The following is a 23,954-nucleotide window of genomic DNA, read 5'->3' as shown; positions in this document are numbered from 1 at the left end:
CTATAAGTTATGATAAAGGAGGAGATTTTTTTGGAAACCAATCTGACCCTATACCGTATTTTCAATTCCGTAGCCGGAACGGGGAATATCTCCCGCTCCTCCAAGGAGCTTTTTATCAGCCAGCCGGCTGTCAGTAAGGCAATCCAGGCCCTGGAGGATAATCTTCACATGACCTTATTCATCCGTTCCTCCAGAGGTGTCCGCCTGACAGAGGAAGGAAGCCTTTTGTATGAATATACGAAATCTGCCTTTGACACCTTAAAACAGGGGGAGCTGACGCTCTTTCGCATGCAGGAGCTTGGTATGGGGCACCTTCGTATCGGTGTCAGCAATACCCTGTGCAAGTACATCCTGCTGCCATATCTGAAAGATTTCGTAAAGCAGTATCCCCATATTAAAATCACCATGGAGTGCCAGTCCACCTATAAGACCCTGGAGCTTCTGAACCAGAATAAAATAGATATCGGCTTAATTGGTAAGCCCGACAATCTGAAAGGCATGGACTTTTATGAAATACAGCAGATTGAAGATATCTTTGTCAGCACCCAGACCTACCTGGACAATTTAAGCCTTCAGCTGTCAAAGAATACCAGGAATAAAGTTTCCCCGAAAGCGCAAAACGCCACAGAAATTCTCAGGTATTCCAATGTAATGCTTCTGGATGAAAAGAACATTACCAGATTATATGTGGAGGATTACTTTACCAGAAACAATATAAAGACAAATCAACTGCTGGAAGTAAGCAGCATGGACTTGCTGATTGATTTTGCCAAAATCGGCCTTGGGATTTCCTGTGTCATAAAGGAATTTATACAGGAGGAGCTAAAGACGGGGGAGCTTCTGGAACTTCCCCTGGACCCGCCTCTGGAAAAGAGGTCTGTCGGGTTTGCTCACAGTAAGGAGGCCTTTCTTCCTCAAGCCGTAAAGCATTTTATCAATTTTTACAAGGAACGCTGCATAAGCCAGGTGCATATATTAAAATAAAATAACGGAAAGAGCCTCCTATGATCCAATATAATTCCTATTCCGGAACAATTCTGTCCATAGAGGATATCCTGCTGGACTCAAGAGATACTTTAGGCTGCAGCAAGCTGTTTACCATAGAAGATAACGAAAAAAACATAATCAACTTTCTTGTAACCCCTTCCACCTACTTTATTGACAACACCTTAGCCCAGGAGGGTGACTTTGTTACCGGCTTCTATGACCGCAATGCCCCGGTTCCTCTTATATATCCTCCCCAGTTCCGTGCTCTGATAATGGCTGTAAATCTGGGTGATATTAACATTACAGTGGATTTTTTTAACCGGAATCTGATAAGCAGTAATGGAATGCTTCGTTTAAATATTGCTCCAACTACCCTTATTGTATTAGAAAACGGTCAATACTTCTATCAAAATCCCGAAAATCACAATCTTATCGTGCTTTACGGCCCTACCACCAGAAGTATTCCTGCCATCACGACTCCCTACCGGATTATTGTGCTATGTAATCAAAATTAAACAAAAGCTGCTGCAGCCTTGTTATATATATCCTGCTTAACAAGCCTGCAGCAGCTTTTGTTTAGCGTCGAGCCGCTAATTTACCTACTTAATTATAATTTATCCGTACTTTTGTCAGATAACAAACTTTCTGTAAAAATCAAAGGCCGAGGGGAGAGAATATCTCTCTTCTATTTCACTTTTCAGGGCCCAGACCAAAGATGCCCTGTTCTCCTCATTACCCGTCTTATAGCACCCGGCAGCCTCAGCTACACCTTCCCTTAAGTGTACAAGATAGCCCGTCATATGCCATTCCACATGAGAAAATATATGCTTTGCCTCTCCTAAGGGTATCAATTCTTCTGCTCCATACCCCAAATCCTGAAGATATTCTTCCGCCATAAGTGGTGTAAGCTTCCCCGGAACTCCCGGAAATTCCATCATTCCGGCCAGAAGTCCCTTTTTTTCTCTTTTACAAATAGCATATCTTCCGCCCATTTCCAGTATAAGAATCGTCCGCTCCTGAACCTGCCTCGGCTTTTTTTCCTTCTTGACCGGTATCCGGTTCTCCGTTCGGTTCTTAAATGCCTGGCACAGATGCATAAGGGGGCATTTTTCGCACAGAGGCTTTCCTACCGGGATGCAGACGGTTGCACCTAATTCCATGACCGCCTGATTAAAATCCCCCGGCCTGTCCTTTGGCAGCACCGCCCTTAAATCCTCTTCCAGCTGCTTCTTTACTTTCATTTCCGTTATGTCATCGAAGCTGCCAGACACTCTCATCATTACCCTTAGCACATTTCCGTCAACAGCCGGTTCTGCAATATGAAAGGCAATGGAGGCAATTGCTCCGGCCGTGTAGCTGCCAATACCCGGAAGCTTCAGAAGCTCTCCATAATCTCCCGGAAGCTCTCCGCCATAATCACTGACAAGTATTCCGGCTGCCTTTTGCAGGTTTCTGGCTCTGTTATAATAACCCAGCCCCTCCCAAAGCTTTAACAGCTTTTCTTCTTCCACCTCAGCCAGAGCCTTACTATCCGGCAGTACCTTAATGAAACGTTCAAAGTAAGCTTTTACTGCCTCCACTCTGGTCTGCTGAAGCATGATTTCAGATATCCAGACATAATAAGGCTTTGGATTCTCACGCCAGGGAAGTATCCTTGCATTCTGCTCATACCAGTCCAGTAAAAAATCTATTGTTGGGGAATAATCATATTTCATATTTCCATGGCCTTTCAAATGCTGTTTTCTTCGTGAAAAAACGCACCGGAACCTTTCGTTCCGGCACGCCCTCTATTATTGCTTCTGACAGCTTATGCTTTCCTGTCAATAATTTTTATATTTTACTGTCTGCAAAGCTGTTAGTTATTAATTAATTTGTTCTTATTGGTCCAGCTCATCATCTTACGAAGCTCGTCTCCGACCTTCTCCAGCTGATGCTCGGATTCCCTTCTTCTCATAGCAAGGAAGTTCGTACATCCAATCTGGTTCTCAAGGAGCCAGTTACGGGCAAATACACCTTCCTGGATGTCCTTTAATACCTGTCTCATGGCATTCTTGGTATCTTCCGTAATAATCTTAGGTCCTGTTATATAATCACCGTACTCTGCCGTATTGGAAATGGAATATCTCATGCCGGCAAAACCACTTTCATTGATCAGGTCAACAATCAGCTTCATTTCATGGATACATTCAAAGTAAGCACTTTCAGGTTCATAACCGGCTTCTACAAGTACTTCAAAGCCTGTCTTCATAAGCTGTGTTACACCGCCGCAAAGAACAGCCTGCTCGCCGAAAAGGTCTGTTTCTGTTTCTTCCCTGAAGGTTGTCTGAAGAACACCTGCTCTTGCTCCGCCGATAGCAAGTGAATAGGCAAGTCCGATATCATGTGCCTTACCGGTCGCATCCTGTGCAACAGCTATCAGGCAGGGAACACCCTGGCCTTCCTGGTACTGGCTTCTAACGGTATGTCCCGGTCCCTTGGGGGCAATCATAATAACATCTACATCAGAAGGAGGTAATATCTGTCCGAAGTGTATGGAAAAACCATGGGCAAACATAAGTACATTACCTGCCTCCAGGTTCGGTTCGATGGATTCCTTATAGAGCTTTGCCTGTTTCTCATCATTAATCAGAATCATAATGATGTCGGCTTTCTTTGCAGCTTCTGCCGCCGTATACACTTCAAAGCCCGCTGCTTCTGCCTTCTTCCAGGATTTGCTGCCTTCATAGAGTCCGATAATGACATGAACACCGGATTCCTTCGCATTCAATGCATGAGCGTGTCCCTGGCTGCCATAACCGATAATCGCTACGGTTTTGCCTTCCAGTAATGATAAGTTGCAGTCTTCCTGGTAAAAAATCTTTGCCATATCTTTTATCCTCCTAATAAAATTAAAATTATTATTGAAAAAGTGTGGCTACACAATAGTGTGGTTACACTTAGGAATAATACCTAATCATCCAGATAGTCCGCAATATCCCCCGAACCTCTTGCCAGTCCTGTGATACCGGTCCTGACCATTTCCTTGATGGTAAAGCCCTCTAAAAGCTTTATAAAAGCATCTATCTTAGCCTGGTTTCCGGTTAGCTCTATCATTAAAGATTCCATCGCCACATCCACTATCTTGGCACGGAAAATATCCGCTACTGCAATAACAGCCTGTCGTTCTTCCACGGCGGCAAGCACCTTGACCAAAATCAATTCCCGGCATACAGACTCTTCCGGTAAAAGCTCCCTTACTTCCCTTACATCTTCAAGCTTTAAGAGCTGCTTTCTGATCTGCTCCAGTATCTGGTCATCCCCATTAACTACTACTGTCATTCTGGAATACAAAGGATCCTGGGTAACGCCGACAGTAAGGCTGTCTATGTTATAACCTCTTCTGCTGAATAATCCGGAGACACGGCTTAACACTCCGGCAGTATTATCCACCAGTATTGACAAAACCATTTTCTTCATATTGACCTCCTTTAGCGGATTGTAACACCTTCGCTTCCTGCATATAAATTGTTTACATTGTAACAATATGAATATCAAATGTCAATAAATAAAACCGGAAATGTTTCTTTTTCACTTTTCAGGAACTATCCAAATCCAGCATCTTTCTCAAAGCAGATGAAGTTCCTTGCATAAAAAGCCTTGATTTTTCTATAATATCAACATTAATGCGGCATTTCTTACCAACCCGGATTTTAAGAATCCAAAGCGGAGGCACTGATATCTTTTATAAAACCAGTTCTTTTCCATGAGATGTGCCATTGCATAAACTTGCATTTTTTTATCCTTTGAAAGGGAGTCCCGGTAGATGTCATAAAACTCCTTTGCCTGCGTTACGTTGGAGTAAAGTACTTTTTTCTGCTCCCTTAAAGCGGCTGTCCTCTTCCTTACATAAGCATGAAAATCCTGGTTCCCGACAACATTTTCTCCATGCTGCCGGTAATAAAGCGTAGGAGCAGGCAGATACACCAGATGCCCAAAGGCAGCCCCCAGCAAGCCTATCCACCAGTCATGGTATCTGGCATTACGGGGAATTACCGTCAGCTTGTCTGCTAAGGCACTGTTAAACATAACCGTACATCCGATAAGTTTATTCTCCATCAGGATGTGGGGAAGGTCTAATTTCCCTGTATTCAGGTGATTGCTTTTATGAAAAGAAGGGTTAATTACCTTTAATTTCTCATCTGCTATCAGGGCATCGGTAAATACCGCCAGAGGAAGCTTTTTTGAATACCTCTTCTCATTCCGCTTCACAGCCTTCAGAGTCTTCTCAATTTTATCCGGCATCCAGACATCATCCTGGTCACAGAACATATAGTAATTCTCTGCTGCCTTTACAGGAATACTGTCCGCTGCTCCCGTTACAGCAGTTCTTATGCCCTCCAGAAAATTAAGGGTCACTCCTTTATTTCTTGCATTTTTCATATAATGGATTCTGCCATCGGCTTCTGCTGACTGCCTGTTAATAATATCCTCTGTTTCATCGGAGGAGCCATCATCAAAGATCCATAGCACCCAATCAGTAAAAGTATTCTTTCTAATGGACATAATCTGCTCTGCCAGATATGCTGCTCCATTATAAACTGCCATAATAATATGAACCCTGTCCATCTTTACCCCTTTCGTAAATATCCAATCTCTGACCGGATATTCCTGCTTACTTCCGGCTGCCTTTTCCTTCCCGGAAATAGCCTGGATTCATGCTCCATTTTCTGATAAGGGAAAGGGGCAGCTTTCTGTAATTCCTGCCTGCCAGATATCCCAGGTATTTAAAGCCGCTCTCAGCAACAAGCCCGGGCAGCAGATAAATTCTCCCTCTTTTTACCAAATGGGAAGCAGTCTGAAGTACCAGCTTCTTCCCTTCGCTTTCTGATTTGATGCCGGAAAAGACCGACTGATACTCTGCCTGGGAAACAGCCATGTCAAAGTTCCTTCGGAACTGCTCCTTATAGGTATAGCTGTGGGAATGATACACCTTAGCTCCCGATACATAGGCAACGGCATACCCGGCTTTTATAATGCCGGCTGCCATAATCATATCCTCATTAAAAATTGTCCTGGTAACAAAACCCCCCAGTTCCTCATAGACACTTCTTCTGTATGCAGCACAGACATCAGAACAAAAATAGGTCTTAATCCCAAGCTTTGGCAGGTCCTCCAGGGTCTTGACCGAGTCGGCTTCCGGGTAATTGAACTTTCTGGTATAGCTTTCAACGATTCCGGCTTCCTCTCTGGGAAGCTGCCTCCCGTAGGCTGCTCCGATATTCGGTTCCGTAAAAGCCTCTTTCAGCTTTGTAATAAGCAGGGTATCGGCCGGGACCGCATCCTGCGTCATGAACATCAATAAATCTGCGTTGGAAAGGGAGGCTCCGTAAGCCCTGGTACCGCCATGGTCAAAATCTTTTTTGTTTATTTCAACACACTCAATGCGAAAGTCACTTGCTTCCAGTTCCATGGCATAGGCTATAAATTCTTCTCCTATCAGGCTCTTATTCTTTTCTCCCTGTTTTTCTTCTTCTATGGTCTGAAGGAGGATTATTCTGTCCGGCTTGTCCTTCTGCTTTTTTAAACGCTCTATCAAATGTTTGAATTTAATATCCGGCTTATATATCGGTATAATAACATCTATCTTAATATCCGCTGCTTCCATCACAGATATGACCTCACTTTTCTTAATCTATAAACTACATCATACCCGTGTGTGCTTCTGTTTGTCAAGGAATTAGAATGTTACTTTTTCCTTATGATTTACTTAAAAATAACTAAAAAAGCCACCACCCTGAATACTGGGTTGCAGCGTTAAATCCCGTGCAATTCACTTTTATTATAAATCATCTTTCTCTGCAACGTCATCAATAAAATTTATGGTCTTTGTATAAATCAATCGATATATCGCCTTCCTTTATTTTATCCTCCAGATTTTTTTTTATCTTTGTTTCTTTTGTACTATCTATTATTTGCCTAATGGAAAATGGCGGTTTTTCATTTTTTATTTCTACCAGATAATTATATCCATAACTCAAATCCATATATGCTATCTGCGTTGCATCTCTTAGTTCTTTATCCGTATATCCCATCTGTACCTCCTATACGCTATTGAGTTACATTACTTTCTCCCAATGTTTCTAACATCTCTTGGACTGAATAATTTACCATCCCATCCTTTATTCCATTATTTAATGAATATTTCAAATTATTCTCTTTCAATACCGTACTGGAAGGATGCACTGTACTTTTAAAATAATCTTTGGTTTTTTTATACCCTTCTTCATCATAAAAATAAAACTTAGCATAAATACTAATTCCAGGATATATTTCATTCTCCTTTTCTAATACCTTTACGATCTTATTTAATGTTTCTTTATTCATTGCATCACTTTCATTCAAAATCACATATATGCCAAACTCGCAGTTTGGAATCAACTCTAAATACTCTTTTACTGTTGTATCAAGTGAAGTTACTTCTGGCACAATCGACATTTCTTCTTCTGTAGCCGGCCCTGCTTCTGCTTTACAGAATGCCTCCAGCCCATTTACGTCAAACTCGTTTATTATCTCTTGTGCAAAGTCGTTCCAGACTTTAGCTGTATAATAACTACTTTTATAAGAACCATCTAATTTTCCATCTTTATCTGCAAATACTGTAAAGCGTATTTCCTGATTACTCACTGGTGATACATATGCTTTATATTCCGTATCAAAGTTCGAGCCTTGTAGCCAAAAAACTTTAAACTCTTCACCTATTTCAACTTTTAGATTATCCTCAATTTTATTTTCAATTTTATCTTTTGCCATTTTACATCCTGTTAATCCTGCCATTGACATTGAAATCGCCATAATTAAAATCCCCACTTTCATATATTTCGTCACAGATTCTCTCCTTTAAATTACAATTATTTTCTTTCTTATTGATGTATACAACTCTTATATGTACTCTAGTTTTTTTCTAATTTCTGAAAGTTTCAAAAATCCCACTCAGGAATAAAATTTAATACCTGTTATATTTTGTTTCTTTCTGATTCTCTTCTTGCTGCCTCTCTTCTTTCTTCTTCCTGGATACGAATTATTTCTAATCTGCATTGCCTAATAATCTCATTTTGTTCCTCTATCTCTTCTTGTACCTTATGTATCGCAGAGTTAACCTCTGCATCTGCATCATCAAATTTAGATAACATATTATACCGAAAAGTATCATCAACATTTTCTTGAACTTTATCATTTAAGCTACGAACGAGTGGCAATCTTGATTCCATCATCAATAAATCCTTTGCTGTTTTGCGTTTCTTCTCAATTTGGCCCTGCGTTATATCTGCACCATTGGATACTTCACTCTTCATCGAATTTAAATTATCCAATTTATCTTTCAAAGAAGCTATCTTACGTTGTGCCTCTTCGATTCTACATTCATACCAATATATACCTGCCATAACATTCCTCCTTTTAAAATTATTGTTTTACTGCATCATTATTAAAATAAAACATCTCAAATTATATTTACTATAAAAATACTTAAAGCAAACAAATTAAAACAAACTTTTTACCTGCTACTTCTCTAATACTAATACGACATAATTATAACGTATTAGGATATTTCAGTCAAAAATCTTCCATATTTTTGATATTCGATTTAATTTCATCAATTCGATCTTATTATTTTGATAACCATTATACTTTTTATATAACTTATTTATCAATTTACTTATCATTGGGGTGATTTTGCGCAAAAAAATAAAACCGTACAAGGATATGTGATATGCTCTCCTTTAAAGTCAATGACATTAAGGGGAGCATATCACATTCCCTGTACGGTTTAAATTTATCCTTTGCCGTTTTATAGGATTCGTCTGTTTAACCGGCTATTGTGGTTCATGTAATATCGGTTTATTTACCAGTCTTGGAATCAAAGGTAATATTTAATGTCTTTTCCACATATTTACCCTTTTGCAGAGTTTCTACCTTGATGGTTCCGGCGGAACCGGCTTTGGTATAGCTCAATGCCTGCTGTAAATCGGTCATAGACTGTACCTTCACATTATTTATTCCTGTAATGATATCTCCAATCTGTAAGCCGGCTTTTTCTGCCGCAGAGTTTTTAGATACCTTGCCAACGTAAACACCTTCCGGCATATTAAAGCTTGCAGCATAATCACTGGTTACATCCTTTCCCTGAATACCAAGGAAAGCGGATTCTGTCTTATCGGTAGAGTTGCTGTTCATCAATTCATTGATGACCGGAATAGCATCAGAAATAGGAATAGCATAGCCGATACTTTCAACACTGTCATCTACATATTTAACGGAGTTGATACCAACAACTTCACCCTTAGAATTCAACAATGCTCCGCCGCTGTTACCGGGATTAATTGCCGCATCTGTCTGGATAAGCTTAAGAGTAACATTATTAACCGTGACTTCCCTGTTCAAAGCACTGACATATCCTACTGTTACGGACTGGCCATATCCTAAGGCATTACCGATTGCAATTGCCATATCACCAAGCTTTAAGGAACTGGAATCACCTAAGGTTGCTATTTTAATGTCACTCAGGGTAGTTTTGCTTAATTCACTTGTCTTTACGGCAACAACCGCAAGGTCTGAATTAGGCGCCGTACCTTTGATGGTCGCATTAACCTTTGTATCATCACCAAATACAATTTGAACGGAGCTTGCATTTTCAACTACGTGGTTGTTGGTTGCTATTAAAATCTCATTATCATTCTGTCCGATAATAATACCGGAACCGCTGCCTTCTTCCTTCTGGTCGTACTGCCTTCCAAAGAAATCTGTTGTAGTCTGGTTAATGGTAGAATTAATTGCAACAATGGATGGCATTACGTTGGCTACTACCGTGGATACACTGCTGGAATCCTTATTCTGTGAGGTACTTGTCTCAACAGCGTTTACATCACCATTTGATTTGTTGTCCGTGGAAACACTGCCAACCTTTACACTGGAGGAGCTTCCGCCTGCTGCCATATTAAAGCCCTGGAAAGCGGCACCTGCTACAAGTCCGAATACCAATGCAGAGGCTACCAGCTTGGCAAAGCTCTTACCTCTTCCCTTGCCCCTGCTTCTTCTTTTCTTTTCCTTTTGAGGGATATCATCCAGGATAACTCCCTGGCCTTCAATAATCTTATCGGTATCTTCATGATTAAAATCATTAAATTCACTCATAATCATTTCTCCTTTCAAACTTTAGCTATCTATTTCATTTGTTTCTTTTTTGTTTATGACTAAAGTTTAACATCAAATTATGTCCTCTTTGTGTAGAGAAATTGAAAAAAATATGAAGAACTCTTAGTAATTTCCCAAAATCTTTAACATGATTGCTTCTTCCTTAATCCCATAGAGGGCATTTCTTACTCCGGCATCCTTTAAATTGCCTTCAAAGTCCACAAAAAAACGGTATTCAAAGGTCTTGCCTTCCAAAGGCCTGGATTCGATTTTGGTCATATTCAGGTTGTTGTAGATGAAATGGGACAGCATATTATAAAGACTTCCGCTTTCATGGGGCAGTTCAAAGCAGATACTCACCTTTTTCGCAGCTCTTTTGTACTTTTTATTCTTGCCGATAACAATAAAGCGCGTGGAATTATTACATTCATGGTTGATATTATCTTTTAATATCTTCAATCCGTATATTTCAGCAGTCTGCTTTCCCGCTATGGCTGCCTGAGTGATATCACCATCCATATACACCTTTTTGGCTCCGCCGGAGGTGCTTTCATATTCCACCGGCTTTATCTGAGGATTGGCTTCTAAAAATTTATTGCACTGGAGAATCCCCTGAGGATGGGAATACACTTTTGTGATGTCTTTTAACTCTGCCTTGGGAAGGCCTAAAAGCACATGGTTTACTTTAAGTATATGTTCTCCCATGATGGAATTGTCATATTCAATTAAAAGATCATAAATATCCGTAATTCCTCCTGTGGATGTATTTTCAATGGGCAGAACACCATAATCGGCGCTTCCGTCCTTTACTTTCTCCATTACCTCCTTGAAAGTAGCAGCATTAAAGGCCCTGACTTCCTCCCCGAAATATTCTTTAAAAGCCTGCTCTGTGTAAGAGCCTTCCACTCCAAACCACACCACCTTTGTGGCGGAGTCCACCGGAAGGGCGTCTATTTCTTCAAAGGGAATACCCATATCCTTTTCATTTATCAGGCTGTATTGCATCTTACGGCTCATGGACATGATCTGTATGAATAGTTCCTCTATACCATGACGGTTGAAATCATTTCCTGCCAGGGCTTTCAGGGAGGCAATTTTTGCTTCCTCCCGTTCCTTGTCATAAACCTTTTTTCCTGTCTGAATCTTATATTCTGCTACATCCTTCGCTAACTTCATACGGTGTTCAAAAAGCCGGACGATTTCCTTATCCACTTTGTCTATTTCGTCCCTGCTATCCTGTAAATCTATCATTCATTACCTCACATTCTGCCGCCAAAACGGCATATCTACGGCGGCACAAAATCCAATGAAAGAAACCGCATCTTAAGTTTGTGGTTACTGGTATAAACAATTTACTTCTTCCTTTACTTCTTTCAGAATAGAAAGGGAACCAAAGGCCAGAATGGCATATTCCCCGGCTTCCCCGGCTTTTTCCTTTATCCCGGAAAGAGCCTGCTTTACATTTACCGCATTCACCGCTTTAACCCCCTGCCTTGCTGCTGCCTCTGCAAGCTGACTGGAGGGCAGGCCTCTGGGACCGGGCGGGGTAATGCAGTAGATCTCCTCCGCATATTCCGCCGTAAGACGTAAAACAGCTTCGTAATCCTTGTCTTTAAACATTCCCATAACAAAGTACAGGGTCTTATTCTTAAGATATATCCGTATATTTTCTGCAAGAACCCCGGCCGCTCCTTCATTGTGGGCTCCATCTATTATAATTAAGGGGTTACTGTTAATGCGCTGGAACCTGCCTTCCCATTCCGTACATTGAAGTCCCCTGTAAATATCCTTTCTGTCTATGGGAATTCCATTATTATTTAAGGCCTCTGCTGCTGTAATTGCCGTAGCCGCATTATAAACCTGATGTTTGCCAAGAAGCTTAATTTTTAAATTCTTGAAAGCCCCATAATCAAAGAGAGTCTCGTCCATATCCATCTTGTGAATTGTAATATCCGAAAAATCAGCAGTCGTAAGAACAGCCTTTCTTTCTTCCGCCACCTCTTTTATAACTTTTTCCGCTTCTTCCTCCTGCTTATAGGAAACAACCGGTATGCCAGGTTTTATGATCCCTGCTTTATGCCAGGCTATTTCTTTTAAGGTATTCCCCAGATACTCCCAATGATCCATACTGATGGAGGTAAGCACCGAGCATTTAGGAGCCTCTATGATATTGGTAGCATCCAGCCTTCCGCCCATTCCCACTTCCAGAACCACTATATCACAGTTCTTCCTGCGAAAATATAAAAATGCCATAGCCGTTTCCACTTCAAAAGCAGTGGGATGCTCCTTCCCCTCCTCTGCCATCTTAATGCAGGCTGCCTTAATCACTTCAATACAGGAAGCAAGCTCTTCCTTTTCAATGGGAGAAATGTGAATTGGGGAATGGGCAAGGCTTTCACCAGCAGCTGCTTTATCAAGACTGCTCTCCGGCTCTCCCGTCAATACCTGTATCATTTCCTCATACACAAAAACAGCCGGGGAAGAAAATCTTCCGGTAACATAGCCGGCACAGGCCAGTATGGATGCAATATAGGCACTTACCGAGCCTTTCGCATTCGTCCCTGCCACATGCACAAAGGCCATTCCCTCCTGAGGTGAGCCGAGCTCTTCTAAAAGCTGCCCTATTGCTGTAAGTCCAGGTTTGCTGCCCACTTTTTTTATTTCTTCCAAAAAATCCAAGGCTTCCTTATAATCCATTTTATTTTTCCTCACACACCTGGAAGATATAGAACTTCAGGTAATAAGATTCGTCTGCTGCCCAAAGTATCGGATGATCCGGAGCCTGTGTCCGGTATTCTACCTGGCGCAGTCTTTTTTTCGCACTTTTAGCCGCTTGTCCTACTGTCTCTGTAAAAAGCTCCGGTGTCATAAAATGGGAGCAGGAACAGGTTGCCAGGAACCCGCCATCCTTGATCAGTTTAAGAGCTCTTAAATTAATCTCCCGGTATCCCTTTATTGCATTTTTCACGGAATTTCTGGACTTGGTAAAGGCAGGAGGGTCCAGAATGACCACATCATAGAGCTCCCCTTCCTTCTCAAGCCTTGGAAGCAGCTCAAATACATCCTCACAGGTAAAATGCACCCTATCCTGTAAGCCATTTAAAAGAGCATTTTCCTCTGCCTGGCTGACACCAAGGGAAGAGGCGTCCACCCCTGTTACTTCCCTTGCCCCGGCAAGTCCGGCGTTTAAGGCAAAAGAGCCTGTATGGGTAAAGCAGTCAAGTACTCTGGCGTCCTTGCACAGCTTCTTAATGGCTTCTCTGTTATATTTCTGGTCCAAAAAGAAGCCGGTTTTCTGCCCCTCCGCTATATCCACCATATATTTCACACCGTTTTCAATAATCTCTACCTTTGTATCAAAGGGGTCACCGATAAAGCCTTTGCTTCTCTCCATCCCCTCATTTTCCCGGACCTTGGCATCACTGCGTTCGTAAATACCGCGAATGGAAATTCCATCTTTTTTTAATATATCAACAAGCTCGTCCAAAATATCCTTCTTTAGCCTGTCAATTCCAAGGGCCAAAGACTGTACTACCAGCACATCGGCGAATTTGTCCACCACGATACCGGGCAAAAAATCCGCTTCTCCGAATATAATACGGCAGCTACTGGTATCTACCACCTTTTTGCGGTAATCCCAGGCAGCCTGTACGCGCATTCTGATAAAAGCTTTATCGATTTCTTCCCCCTTAACTCTTGTAAGCATCCTGACAGTTATTTTAGACTTGGTATTAATAAATCCACAGCCCATGTAATAACTGTCAAAATCATGAACATATATCAAATCACCGTCTTCAAAATCCCCGGTAATACTTGCAATTTCATTATCATAAACCCACATGCCTCCGGCCTTTAAGGTTCTTCCTTCTCCCTTTTTTAAGGTTACAATTGCTTTTTCCATGAATATCTCCTGTCTTTTGCTTTTGTCACCAATTATATCATAGTGATGGTGAAAGTCAACGAAGCTAATTAACCTTCGACTGCACAATTTATTTACTCGTGTGTTTATTTTGTGGGGATTGTAGTAAGGGTGAAAGGGGGGGATTGGGAACGGACGATGATTTTGGCTTACCTTTCGTAATTTTCTCGTTCGGGGTTCCGAATTCCACTAAAATGCCGGCAGCTGTTCCTGGCAGGTGAAATTATACCAAACTCGCTGGGAGGTTGTATTTGTGCAGGGCTGTGAGCTCAAACAGTGGTATAATTTTACCTAGGAACAGCTGCCGGCATTTAAGTGTCATTAGGGAACTCCTCAATAGAAAATTACGAAAGGTAAGCCAAAATCATCTGAGGGTATGCAATAAACCCATGGACAGTTATTTTGTTTTGGTCTTATAGGGTTTTGGGCACGGCTAACGCAAAAGACCAAATAATGGATATGCACAGATGACCAAGGGGGTTGTTTTGGCATTTTGTCTCTAGAGGTTCCTTTTTTTAAAGTAAGACGGACTGTTTCATCACTGATATCCTCTACGATTTTTAGTTCAATCAACTTCTGTGTCAGCATAACAACGGTCCAGTGGGAATGTAAGCTGCGAATTATCGACCGGTTTATACATTTGACCGAAAGGACAGAGTACATAAGAAAAGCTATCCAAACAATAATAATTGAATGAATAGCTTTATCTTACATCATTGGATTTACTAATAAATACGCCATAGTAATTAAGAGCTTACTGAATTTCTATATGAAATCAGCTTGATGATTTAAAAACGATTTAACCCAAATATTCAATTGTTTCCTTTGCCTGTACTTGTACCATATTTTAAATACCGGAACACCTTTAAGGAGGCAAGCGGGTGACCATCAAAATCAAACATGGCCTGATTGTCCCATGAGTCACCGCCATAATACAAGCCCGCATCTGCCGGGTCATATTTTGCCGCATAGCTGCTTGCCCAGCCGCTTCCGTACTTTTCCCAGATGGGCGAATTATTCTCTGTTGCTTTACCCACCGGAATCCAGGTTCCTTCCCAATAGAAGATACCGAGAATACCGGCTTCATTTGCCGCCGCACAGATATCACTTATCATACTGGCCTGCCCCTGTACGGTCGCAGGATAGCCCTCCACAATATCGTCCGTGCCTTTTAAGCTATTCCCGGAGCCGTCACCGTCTTCGGAAGTATAGCAATAGGAGGTTTCTGCAATCACCACTTTTTTCCCGTATTTCTCTTGAATGTTTTTGGCAACCTTCTGCATATTTTCATTCGTACCATCCCAGAAGGGATAATAGGATAATGCAAAGATATCATAATCAAGGCCAAAGTCTGACAGGCTTGAAGCAATATGATCTATTTCTGTATCGTTCTCGATATTTGTATAATGTACAGCAACCTGAATCTCCTTTTTGTAGGTCTTAGCTACTTCCCGCACGGCAAGGCTTCCTGACTGTAAAAGCTTCTCAACTGCGGGAAGACCTATTTCTCCCGACATACCATTGTTAATTTCATTTCCAATCTGCACCATTCCCACATTTACACCTGCATCAAGCATTTTCTTAAGGCTTTTCTTTGTAAAATCATAGAGTGCCTTGCTCTTTTCCTCCTTGCTCATGCCTTCCCATGCTTTTGGTACATGCTGTTTGTTAGGATCGGCCCAGAAGTCTGAATAGTGAAAATCAATACATACCTTCATGCCATACTTACTTGCCCGCTTTCCAAGCTTGACGGCAGTAGGAACATCATTATTACCGCCGCCATAGCCGTTGCCATTTTCGTCGTATGGGTCATTCCATACACGCAGACGTATATAGTTTACACCGGACTGGGCTAGCGTCATGAAGACATCCTGTTCCTTCCCTTCATAGTTATAATACGTTACGCCACTTTTTTCGAGGGCAAGTACAGAAGATGCATCCATACCCCGTATAAAATCATCTGAAATATTTGCAACCGGTTCAACATAGATTTCGGATTTTTCAGGGCCCTCCGGCAACGGAAATGTGATTACATCCTGTGTTTTTGCATCTTGTTTCGTACTGCCTGCTCCACAGCCTGACAGAGCTACGGAACAAAGACTGGCACCGATGCAGAATGCTAATAATTTTATGCGAGATTTCCTCATAACTATCCTCCCAATTTAAAAAAGTGGCCTATCATAGCGGATTTTAGGCTGCATTATCAATCAGAAATTCTATATAATGCAAAATCATCCACCGTTCCCCAGCTATTAGTATTACACTTCAAACATACTTTAATTACCGGAACTACCTGCTGTGGTCACGCTTTTCACGCCGCGAATATCATTAAATACATACAGAGCGTTGGTCGCCCTTCCGTTCTTGTCAAACAAGGTCATATTATCCCAGGAACTTCCCTGATCTGTTGTAGAATATTCCGATGCCGTTGAGCTGAATAATCTTTCATATTTTTCCGATGTGGAAGAGGCCCAGCCCGTTCCATAGGTTCCCCATGCGGATTTGTCAGTTCCGATCCATGCCGGCTCCCAGTAGAAAGCACCCAGACCATAGCCGGGTAATGTGCTGTTTATTTGGGCAATACCGTTAAATACACCGTAAAGAGCCTGAGCCTGGCCGGAAATACTGACAGGATAATTAGAATAGTTCATCGCTGCGGTGCCATAGATGCTGTTCATCGAGCCGTCCGCGTCATCAAATGTGTATGGATAAGCTGTTTCCGCTACCATTACTTTCTTGTTATACTTTTTTGCAATGTTAGTCAGAACCGTTGTCATGTTTTCAACCGTACCATCCCACATAGGATAGAAGGATGCGGCAAATACATCATAATCCACACCCATCTTATTGACCTGCTCTGCATACCATTCCCCATCGGCAATCAAACGTGTGAAATGCAGTACCTTCAGTACGTTTCTTCCATACTTTTTATTAATATCATTCACCGCATAGCATCCCTGCTTCATCAAATCTGCAACGCCTGAACTTAAATCCCAGACATTATCTGCAAAGCCGCCAACCCCGCACAAAGAGCCGTTCGTCTCATTTCCAATCTGAACCATCTGCACATTAACACCATAATCTATCAATTCCCTCAGGGAATCATAGGTATAGTTATAAACAGCATCCTTTTTGTATTTAAGATTGTAGTTAGCCCATGCCTTTGGAGCATAATGCTTCGCCGGATCTGTCCAGAAGTCAGAATAATGGAAATCAATAAAAACCTTCATTCCGGCATCGGTTGCTCTCTTGCCAAGAACCTTAGCAGTATACAGATCCGTATTTCCTCCGCCATATCCCTTATAGGGAGAAACAGAATCATACGGGTTATTCCAGATACGGATTCTGACATAATTCACACCCGCACCTGCAAGAATCTTAAAAATATCACCACCGGTACCGTCTAAATACTTATACTTTACGCCGCTGTTCTCCAGTGCAAGAACGGAAGATATATCCACACCGCGAAAAAAATCGCCTGTCATATTAGAGATTTGCGGTACCCCCGAAATAGAAGTGGCTGCATAAGCCTTTTCCGTTATACCTGAATTGCCGACAAGTACTAAAGTCCAAACAAGTATTAACGAAATCACCGTCTTACCTAATTTTTTGAGTACTCTGTTCATTGTATTACCCCCTTTACAAAATAAAATTTATGTGATTTTAATAAGCATTATCTGACCTTTTATGAAAACCAGCTTAAAGCCTTCTCATAATTCCCGCAGATAATACACTCTGGCCCGTATTCACCTCCCTGTTTTTGTTGAATAAAGCTTTATCATAGCAGAAGGGATTTTTCTGTTTTTGAATATCTCATAATACCACCCATGCATTTCGCAGGCTCGTTTGCGAATCTGCCTAAATAAAAAGTGTGAAATATCTTTTGTTTCCATACTACCTTCCAGAATATTAAGGCTTTGCCCGGATATTCTGGAAGCTGTGGTTGAATATTCAATTAACATATCCCTTCATCATGATTGTGAAATATACCCAGAACTTTTAACTAGTGTGATAAAGATAACCGAATAGATTTATAAGGCGTCCAGATTGTATATTAAGAATTTTTTAGTCACGCCCGCTCTTCCTGATTTACCGTCCAGTATACGGCTGTCCCATACTGTCCGATTACTCCGGTATCATCACCCATGAGAAGCTTCCACTCCGTATTCCGCAGGTTGACTAAAAATTTATCTTTTCTAAAATTTTGTATAAACAGGAATTTTTTTAAAGGATTCTCCCTTGAAGTAACCGCTACTCCTTCCGGTATGTCAAACGGAACTTTAAGCAACCCTTTCTCCTCTACTAGCTTCAGGCACAAATCATCATAGAAGCTCTCTTCAAAATCTGCACAGATGTAGTAAGCCTTGCCCTTTTCATACGAATTTCTTGCGAATGCCGGATAACCCTCATAAAAATCCGTTTCAAAGCTAAGAAGTGTCTCTGCGGAATCTGTCCTGATCAGATTACAGAAATTCCTGCATTCATATCGCTTTTCCTTTTCAAAAAATGCTCCTGTTGATTTACCGCTGTTTCGTTCTCCCTCGTAAAGAGCATCCAGTTCGGTGCTGCGAAGTCCAAAAACCTCCATCAGCTGATGCGGTGTACCACCCAGATGACACAGATCATTTTCATTTACAATTCCCGACCAGTAGGTCATGACAAAGGTTCCGCCCTTCGCTACGAAATTACGAATTTTTGTTTCAATATCGCAGCGGAACATATAAAGCATTGGTGCAAACACCAGGTCATAACCCTTTAACTCTTCTTCCATGTCTAGAATATCCACATCTAATCCAAGCTTTCGCAGGCCATGAAATATTTTTTTCAGCACATCCATATAATGCAGGTCCTTGTTTCTTGGCCCCTGGGAATCCTCCATGGCCCAACGGCTTTCACAGTCATGCAGTATGGCAGCTCTTGCTCTTACGGTACTTCCCGCAATCTCTGAAAGCTCCAGCAGCTGGCTTCCCACTCCTGTGACCTCTTCAAATACTCTGGTATCCATGCCGCCATAATGGTCAATAACCGCTCCGTGGAACTTTTCGCTGGCACCACGGCTCTGGCGAATCTGAAAATACTGGACACTGTCTGCTCCATGGGCAACCGCCTGCAGAGAAGCGGCGCCTAACATTCCGGGACGTTTTAATTTACTGACACTCTGCCAGTTCGTTGCAGTCGGACAGGATTCCATTAACAGAAATGGTTTTTTCAAAATACTTCTCATAAAATCATGCTGCAAAGCCGTATCAAGGGCCGTTTCCTTCTCCTCCTCTTTGTGCCAGGTCGGATAACTGTCCCAGGAAGCAAAATCTATCAAATCCTTGAATTTATGATAATTAAGCCCCTTATAATCATACATCATATTAATCGTGACCGGCAGTTCTGAACCGCCCTCCCAGATGGCTTTTTTCTCCCAGGATACAAAATCTGCGGTCTGGTCTGTTACAAATCTCTTCCAGTCCAGATTCAATCCATGCAGCTCCTGTTCTCCCCTTGGAGACGGACTTTCCACCTGTTCAAAGCTTGGGTACGTGTGGCTCCAGAAGGCCGTATTCCAGGCTTTATTCAAAGCCTCTATGGTTCCATATTTTTTTTCAATCCACTGCCTGAACGCTTTCTGACACAACGGGCAGTGACAATCTCCGCCAAGCTCATTGGATATATGCCAGATGGTCACGGCCGGATGGTTTCCGAACTGTTCACTAAGCTTTCGGTCAATCTTATAAATCGCTTCACGGTACACAGGCGAGGTATAGCAGTGATTATGTCTTCCCCCGAATAAATTATTGGTACGGTCCGCATTAACCCGCAGAACCTCTGGATAAGAGTCTGCCAGCCACTTAGGCCTTGCTCCAGAGGGTGTTGACAAAATAACAGAAATTCCATTTTCATAAAGATTATCAATAATATTCCTTAACCACTTAAATTCATAGACACCCTCCTGGGGCTCCAGAGCTGACCAGGAAAACACACCAAGCGTTACTTCATTAATATGGGCTGCCTTCATATATTCAATATCCTGTTTTAAAATTTCCGGTGTATCCAGCCACTGTTCCGGGTTATAATCACCGCCGTATATAAATCCTGTCTGTTTCATATTATCCCCTTTCGTGAATATCAAATCGAAGATTTGATATTCCTGAATCCGTAGTTGAAAAAATGCTTTTTGTTGTTCTCAATTTGTTGATTTACGGAATATAATATCATGATCCAAAATAACCCTGGCTTCATATTTTCTTCCCAACAGGCATTGAATGAGCTGTTTGCCCGCTACATTTCCCATCTGGCTCGCTGCTACATTTACTGCGGTAACTGCCGGTGAATAGCACTCTAAATTGGGACTGTTATAAAGGGAGGCAACGGCAATATCCATGGGAATCCGATAGCCTTCTGCCTGAAGTCTTGACATAATCATAGTACAGACTTCGTCATCTCCGCAGATAACACATTCTACCTTTTGTGCAATGAGATTTCCAATGATGGAATCCAAAAATTCCATTTTAACAGAACCATTATAGAAAATCTGGCTCTGTTTTGAAATTCCATTTTTGAACAGCGCCTTACAGAATCCATCATGCCGCTTTTTATCTGCAATAAAGCTCATATCCTTTACTAAAAGAGCAAACTTTTTAAATTTTCTACCGATCAGCATGGAGGTCATTTTTTCTGCTGCCTCTTCATTATCCGTATCGACCTGAATTACCTCCTCATACTGGCAGGTTCCGGTAAGTGCTGTGGGAAAATGCTTCTCTGTCAGATACCGGAGCGCCCTGTCATCTTCAAAGCTTCTGGTCAGAATAACCCCGTCAACTCTTTTATTTTCTACAAGAAACATCAGTTCTGATATATCATGCTGTTTTCCGGTTATAATCAGAACATTATATCCGAACATAGAGGCTGCTTCACAGATTCCAAGCAGACAGTTCTGAAAATAGCTTCCTCCTCCCCTATAAATATCCGCCGGAAGTACTACCCCGATATTAAGGGTGCTGTTTTTCAATATTTCTTTTTCTTCCTCCACATGATTGTGCTCCCATACAAAGTTCTGCACCAGCTCCACGGTTTCCTTCCCGATTCTTCCTTTTCCGGACAGTGCTCTAGATACGGTACTTTTTGAAATACCTAATTCCTGTGCAATTTTATCTAATGTCATTCCTGCTCTCCTATTTTTAATCCTTAGGTCTAAACTGAACGGTTTCCTTTTCAATACACGCCTAAGAATTAAAGAAGGGCTGCTACGGTTTCTGTAGTAGCCCTTCCGCCTGCATAGCTTTTGATTTAATTCGCCTGTCTTCCTGCTACATATTCATCTGCCTGACGCTTCATTTCATCTAACACATCCTGAATTCCGGCACTCTTTAAGGCTGCTTTCATTTCTGCAATTGTTTTATCAACATCATCCACCAATCCGTTTTTCAAAGGACTATAGTAAGTACCGAGTGCTGCTTCTACCGCAGCAAACTGTGTGCTGACATTGGAGGAGTTAAAATTAAATCCGTCATATACGTGCTCTGCCTTGATACTGCTGTTAAATGCCTTCTGCAGTGCATCATAGGTATCATCTAAGGCTACTCTGTTCTCAATAAATTCGGTTCTCTGGATTGTTGTATTGTTCCATCCCCAGTTACAGTTGTTGCTTACACCATAGTTAGTCTCATCCAGTACCTTATACTGCTTATCACCTACTGCTTCCCAATGTTTTCCTTCAATACCAAGCATTGCAAGATCATAAACGTCAGGATCGGTATAGAACTCATTTAATACCATCATGGCTCTTTCTTTATTCTTGCTGTTGTCATTGATGGCAACGCCATTGTTAATGTAGGAATTTACTTTTTTAGGAAGAGAAGCGTTTGGATCAACGATTGTAACATTCCATTCCGGATGCTCTTTATTCGCCTGCTTTGCATAGGTCATACAGCTTCCCAGGTTCCAGGTTAAGCTTGCTGTTTTTCCTGTAAGAAGACCGGTCTGTCTGTCATCGGTAGAATTTAAGATATCCTTTGACCAGGCTCCTGCATCTGCAAGTTCTTTTGCCTGAATACAGTAGTCACGGAAACCATCCCAGTCAAGAATATAGTTAAAATTCAAATCCTTGGGATCCTGTGCGTTATAAAGAACCAGTTCTCCGCCCTGTGGTGCTCCGCCTGTCGTGGAATAACCCTTTGACTGGAAATACTGATACCAGAGATCGCTCTGGCTTGCGTAAATACCATCCGCAGCACAAGCTTTATAGAAGGCAACCAGTTCATCCCAGCCTGTAATATTATCAAAACCGTATTTCTTCATTAAATCACCGCGAACGGCCATAACATCCTGTCCAAATTCGTTGGTATAGTTCGGTACCATGTAAATCTGTCCGTTAATTTTTGCCTGATCCCATGCTACTTTGGGCACAACCTTCCAGATATCAAGTGCATAGGTCTGGATGAAATCTTCTGATAATGGAGCAAATCCGCCTAAAGCAACTGTTTGCTCATAATGTCCCCAGCTTGATGCCGTAAAGATTAAATCAAAATCCGTCTGTGAAGAGAATAAAAGAGAATACTTCTTATCATGTTCTCCCCATGATAAGAATTCTACCTTTAAGGAGCAGTTCAATTTTTTCTCCAGAATCTCGTTGATTTTCCCATAAACCTCGTCAAAATCGGGTGTTCTGTCCCCAAGCAGATACATGGTCAAATCTACATGCTTTGATGTGTCAGTTGCTTTTTTCTCCCCACTGTCAGAAGAAGCCGTCGTGCTTTCCTTACTGTCTGCCGGCTTAGAAGAACTGCATCCTGCAAGCATTACTACCATCATTGCAGCTACCAGTAAAACAGATACTAATCTTTTCATTCTGTTTCTCATAAGATCCTCCTTTAAATTATATAATTTATTGCTTAACCCGTATTGCAAAACACAGGCTATTCATGGGAATAATACCCCTAATGAATGAATTTAAAATTGCTTCAGCCCTTTACCGCCCCGATTGTAATGCCTTGAACAAAGTATTTTTGAACAATTGGATAGGCCAAAACAATGGGTCCGGTTACAACAATGGTAAGTGCCATCTTTAAGGACTGTGTCGGAAGATTTACCGCTTGGGCTGCACTGCTGGCCGCTGAATTGGAAAGCAGCTTCTTATAGGCTTCAATGTTATTGATCTGCTGATACAGGAAGTACTGTAACGGATATTTTGTCTTATCCTCTATGTAAAGCATGGCATTATACCAGTCATTCCAGTAGGCAAGTGCGATGAAAAGTCCAACTGTTGCAAGGGCAGGCTTTATCAGCGGAAAAATAATCTTAAACAAGATACGGAACTCTCCGCAGCCATCAATCTTAGCCGCTTCAATTAATGAATCCGGAATTCCCACAATATAGCTTTTCATAATCAGCAGATTATAGACGCTGAATATTAAGGGAAGTAATAAAGCAAGGTAATTGTTGCGAAGATGTAAGGTCTGTGTAATCAAGATATAATACGGAACAAGTCCGCCTGAAAACAATGTGGTAAAGTAGAAGAAAAAGGAAAATCCATTTCTCCATCCGAAATCTTTTCTGGATAAAACATAGGCTGTCATAGTCTGAACCAAAAGGCCAACAACGGTTCCTACCACCGTTAACCCAATGGTTGTAGCATAAGCCCTGAATACAACAATTGGATCTTTGAATACGCTCTTATAGGCTTCCAGACTGAAATCCTGTGGAAGAATACTAAAGCCGTTTTTTGTAATTGCTGCTTCGGAAGAAAAAGAGCCTGATACAATCATGATAAACGGAACCAGACAGAATAACGCAATCGTTCCCAAAAGTACGTATGCAATGATGTTCAGTGCAATAACGTCCGAACCTGTTTTTATTTTGTTTGAATGCTTGGTTGTCACTTTTTTCCCTC

The 23,954-nt window shown here is 41.6% G+C and carries 20 protein-coding genes; 2 read left to right on the top strand and 18 right to left on the bottom strand.

Going from position 1 to position 23,954, the window contains the following annotated elements; all coding sequences use genetic code 11:
• The first annotated feature begins 30 nt into the window (after positions 1–30).
• Together BUB77_RS05085 and BUB77_RS05080 are read left to right on the top strand one after the other, a co-directional pair.
• Positions 31–984: a LysR family transcriptional regulator gene (locus tag BUB77_RS05085; protein WP_073273534.1), complete on the top strand. Its 954-nt coding sequence runs from the start codon at positions 31–33 to the stop codon at positions 982–984.
• A gap of 20 nt (positions 985–1,004) precedes the next feature.
• Positions 1,005–1,502 (top strand): hypothetical protein, encoded by a 498-nt coding sequence (locus tag BUB77_RS05080; protein ID WP_073273533.1) that lies wholly within the window; start codon positions 1,005–1,007, stop codon positions 1,500–1,502.
• Positions 1,503–1,616: 114 nt separating this feature from the next.
• Here the strand turns inward: BUB77_RS05080 and mutY are convergent, their stop codons facing one another.
• The 18 genes from mutY to BUB77_RS04985 all read right to left on the bottom strand — a co-directional run bounded on the left by mutY (position 1,617) and on the right by BUB77_RS04985 (position 23,943).
• Positions 1,617–2,702, bottom strand: a complete 1,086-nt coding sequence (mutY, locus tag BUB77_RS05075) for an A/G-specific adenine glycosylase (protein ID WP_073273531.1) — start codon at positions 2,700–2,702, stop codon at positions 1,617–1,619.
• A gap of 140 nt (positions 2,703–2,842) precedes the next feature.
• Positions 2,843–3,853, bottom strand: coding sequence for a ketol-acid reductoisomerase (ilvC, locus tag BUB77_RS05070; RefSeq protein ID WP_073273529.1), 1,011 nt, complete (start codon positions 3,851–3,853; stop codon positions 2,843–2,845).
• A gap of 83 nt (positions 3,854–3,936) precedes the next feature.
• Positions 3,937–4,443 (bottom strand): acetolactate synthase small subunit, encoded by a 507-nt coding sequence (ilvN, locus tag BUB77_RS05065; protein ID WP_073273527.1) that lies wholly within the window; start codon positions 4,441–4,443, stop codon positions 3,937–3,939.
• Between the two features lie 189 nt (positions 4,444–4,632).
• Positions 4,633–5,592 (bottom strand): glycosyltransferase family 2 protein, encoded by a 960-nt coding sequence (locus tag BUB77_RS05060; RefSeq protein ID WP_073273525.1) that lies wholly within the window; start codon positions 5,590–5,592, stop codon positions 4,633–4,635.
• Between the two features lie 46 nt (positions 5,593–5,638).
• On the bottom strand, positions 5,639–6,631 hold the full coding sequence (locus tag BUB77_RS05055) for a glycosyltransferase family 2 protein (protein ID WP_073273523.1): 993 nt from the start codon (positions 6,629–6,631) through the stop codon (positions 5,639–5,641).
• A gap of 202 nt (positions 6,632–6,833) precedes the next feature.
• Entirely contained in the window at positions 6,834–7,058 is a 225-nt protein-coding gene (locus BUB77_RS05050) for a hypothetical protein (protein WP_073273522.1), read from the bottom strand.
• A 16-nt stretch (positions 7,059–7,074) separates the two neighbouring features.
• On the bottom strand, positions 7,075–7,851 hold the full coding sequence (locus BUB77_RS05045; protein ID WP_073273521.1) for a hypothetical protein: 777 nt from the start codon (positions 7,849–7,851) through the stop codon (positions 7,075–7,077).
• A gap of 128 nt (positions 7,852–7,979) precedes the next feature.
• The gene (locus BUB77_RS05040) at positions 7,980–8,408 is read right to left on the bottom strand and encodes a hypothetical protein (protein ID WP_073273519.1); all 429 of its coding nucleotides are present in this window, start codon (positions 8,406–8,408) and stop codon (positions 7,980–7,982) included.
• A 454-nt stretch (positions 8,409–8,862) separates the two neighbouring features.
• Positions 8,863–10,155 (bottom strand): S1C family serine protease, encoded by a 1,293-nt coding sequence (locus BUB77_RS05035; protein WP_170866584.1) that lies wholly within the window; start codon positions 10,153–10,155, stop codon positions 8,863–8,865.
• Positions 10,156–10,278: 123 nt separating this feature from the next.
• Positions 10,279–11,406, bottom strand: coding sequence for a prephenate dehydratase (gene pheA, locus BUB77_RS05030; protein ID WP_073273517.1), 1,128 nt, complete (start codon positions 11,404–11,406; stop codon positions 10,279–10,281).
• 84 nt (positions 11,407–11,490) lie between these two features.
• Positions 11,491–12,852 (bottom strand): bifunctional folylpolyglutamate synthase/dihydrofolate synthase, encoded by a 1,362-nt coding sequence (locus tag BUB77_RS05025; RefSeq protein ID WP_073273515.1) that lies wholly within the window; start codon positions 12,850–12,852, stop codon positions 11,491–11,493.
• A gap of 1 nt (position 12,853) precedes the next feature.
• Positions 12,854–14,056 (bottom strand): class I SAM-dependent rRNA methyltransferase, encoded by a 1,203-nt coding sequence (locus BUB77_RS05020; protein ID WP_073273513.1) that lies wholly within the window; start codon positions 14,054–14,056, stop codon positions 12,854–12,856.
• A gap of 830 nt (positions 14,057–14,886) precedes the next feature.
• Positions 14,887–16,221, bottom strand: a complete 1,335-nt coding sequence (locus tag BUB77_RS05015) for an arabinogalactan endo-1,4-beta-galactosidase (protein WP_073273512.1) — start codon at positions 16,219–16,221, stop codon at positions 14,887–14,889.
• Between the two features lie 129 nt (positions 16,222–16,350).
• Complete coding sequence (locus BUB77_RS05010) at positions 16,351–17,700, bottom strand: glycoside hydrolase family 53 protein (protein WP_073273510.1); 1,350 nt, start codon at positions 17,698–17,700, stop codon at positions 16,351–16,353.
• 443 nt (positions 17,701–18,143) lie between these two features.
• Positions 18,144–20,171: a beta-galactosidase gene (locus BUB77_RS05000; RefSeq protein WP_073273506.1), complete on the bottom strand. Its 2,028-nt coding sequence runs from the start codon at positions 20,169–20,171 to the stop codon at positions 18,144–18,146.
• A gap of 78 nt (positions 20,172–20,249) precedes the next feature.
• Positions 20,250–21,227: a LacI family DNA-binding transcriptional regulator gene (locus tag BUB77_RS04995; RefSeq protein WP_073273504.1), complete on the bottom strand. Its 978-nt coding sequence runs from the start codon at positions 21,225–21,227 to the stop codon at positions 20,250–20,252.
• A 125-nt stretch (positions 21,228–21,352) separates the two neighbouring features.
• Positions 21,353–22,924 (bottom strand): ABC transporter substrate-binding protein, encoded by a 1,572-nt coding sequence (locus BUB77_RS04990; protein ID WP_073273503.1) that lies wholly within the window; start codon positions 22,922–22,924, stop codon positions 21,353–21,355.
• A gap of 101 nt (positions 22,925–23,025) precedes the next feature.
• Entirely contained in the window at positions 23,026–23,943 is a 918-nt protein-coding gene (locus BUB77_RS04985) for a carbohydrate ABC transporter permease (protein ID WP_242962377.1), read from the bottom strand.
• Positions 23,944–23,954 lie beyond the last annotated feature (11 nt).

The organism is Anaerocolumna jejuensis DSM 15929 (genome assembly GCF_900142215.1).
Classification (GTDB): domain Bacteria; phylum Bacillota; class Clostridia; order Lachnospirales; family Lachnospiraceae; genus Anaerocolumna; species Anaerocolumna jejuensis.
This window is presented reverse-complemented; position numbering and strand designations above follow the sequence as displayed.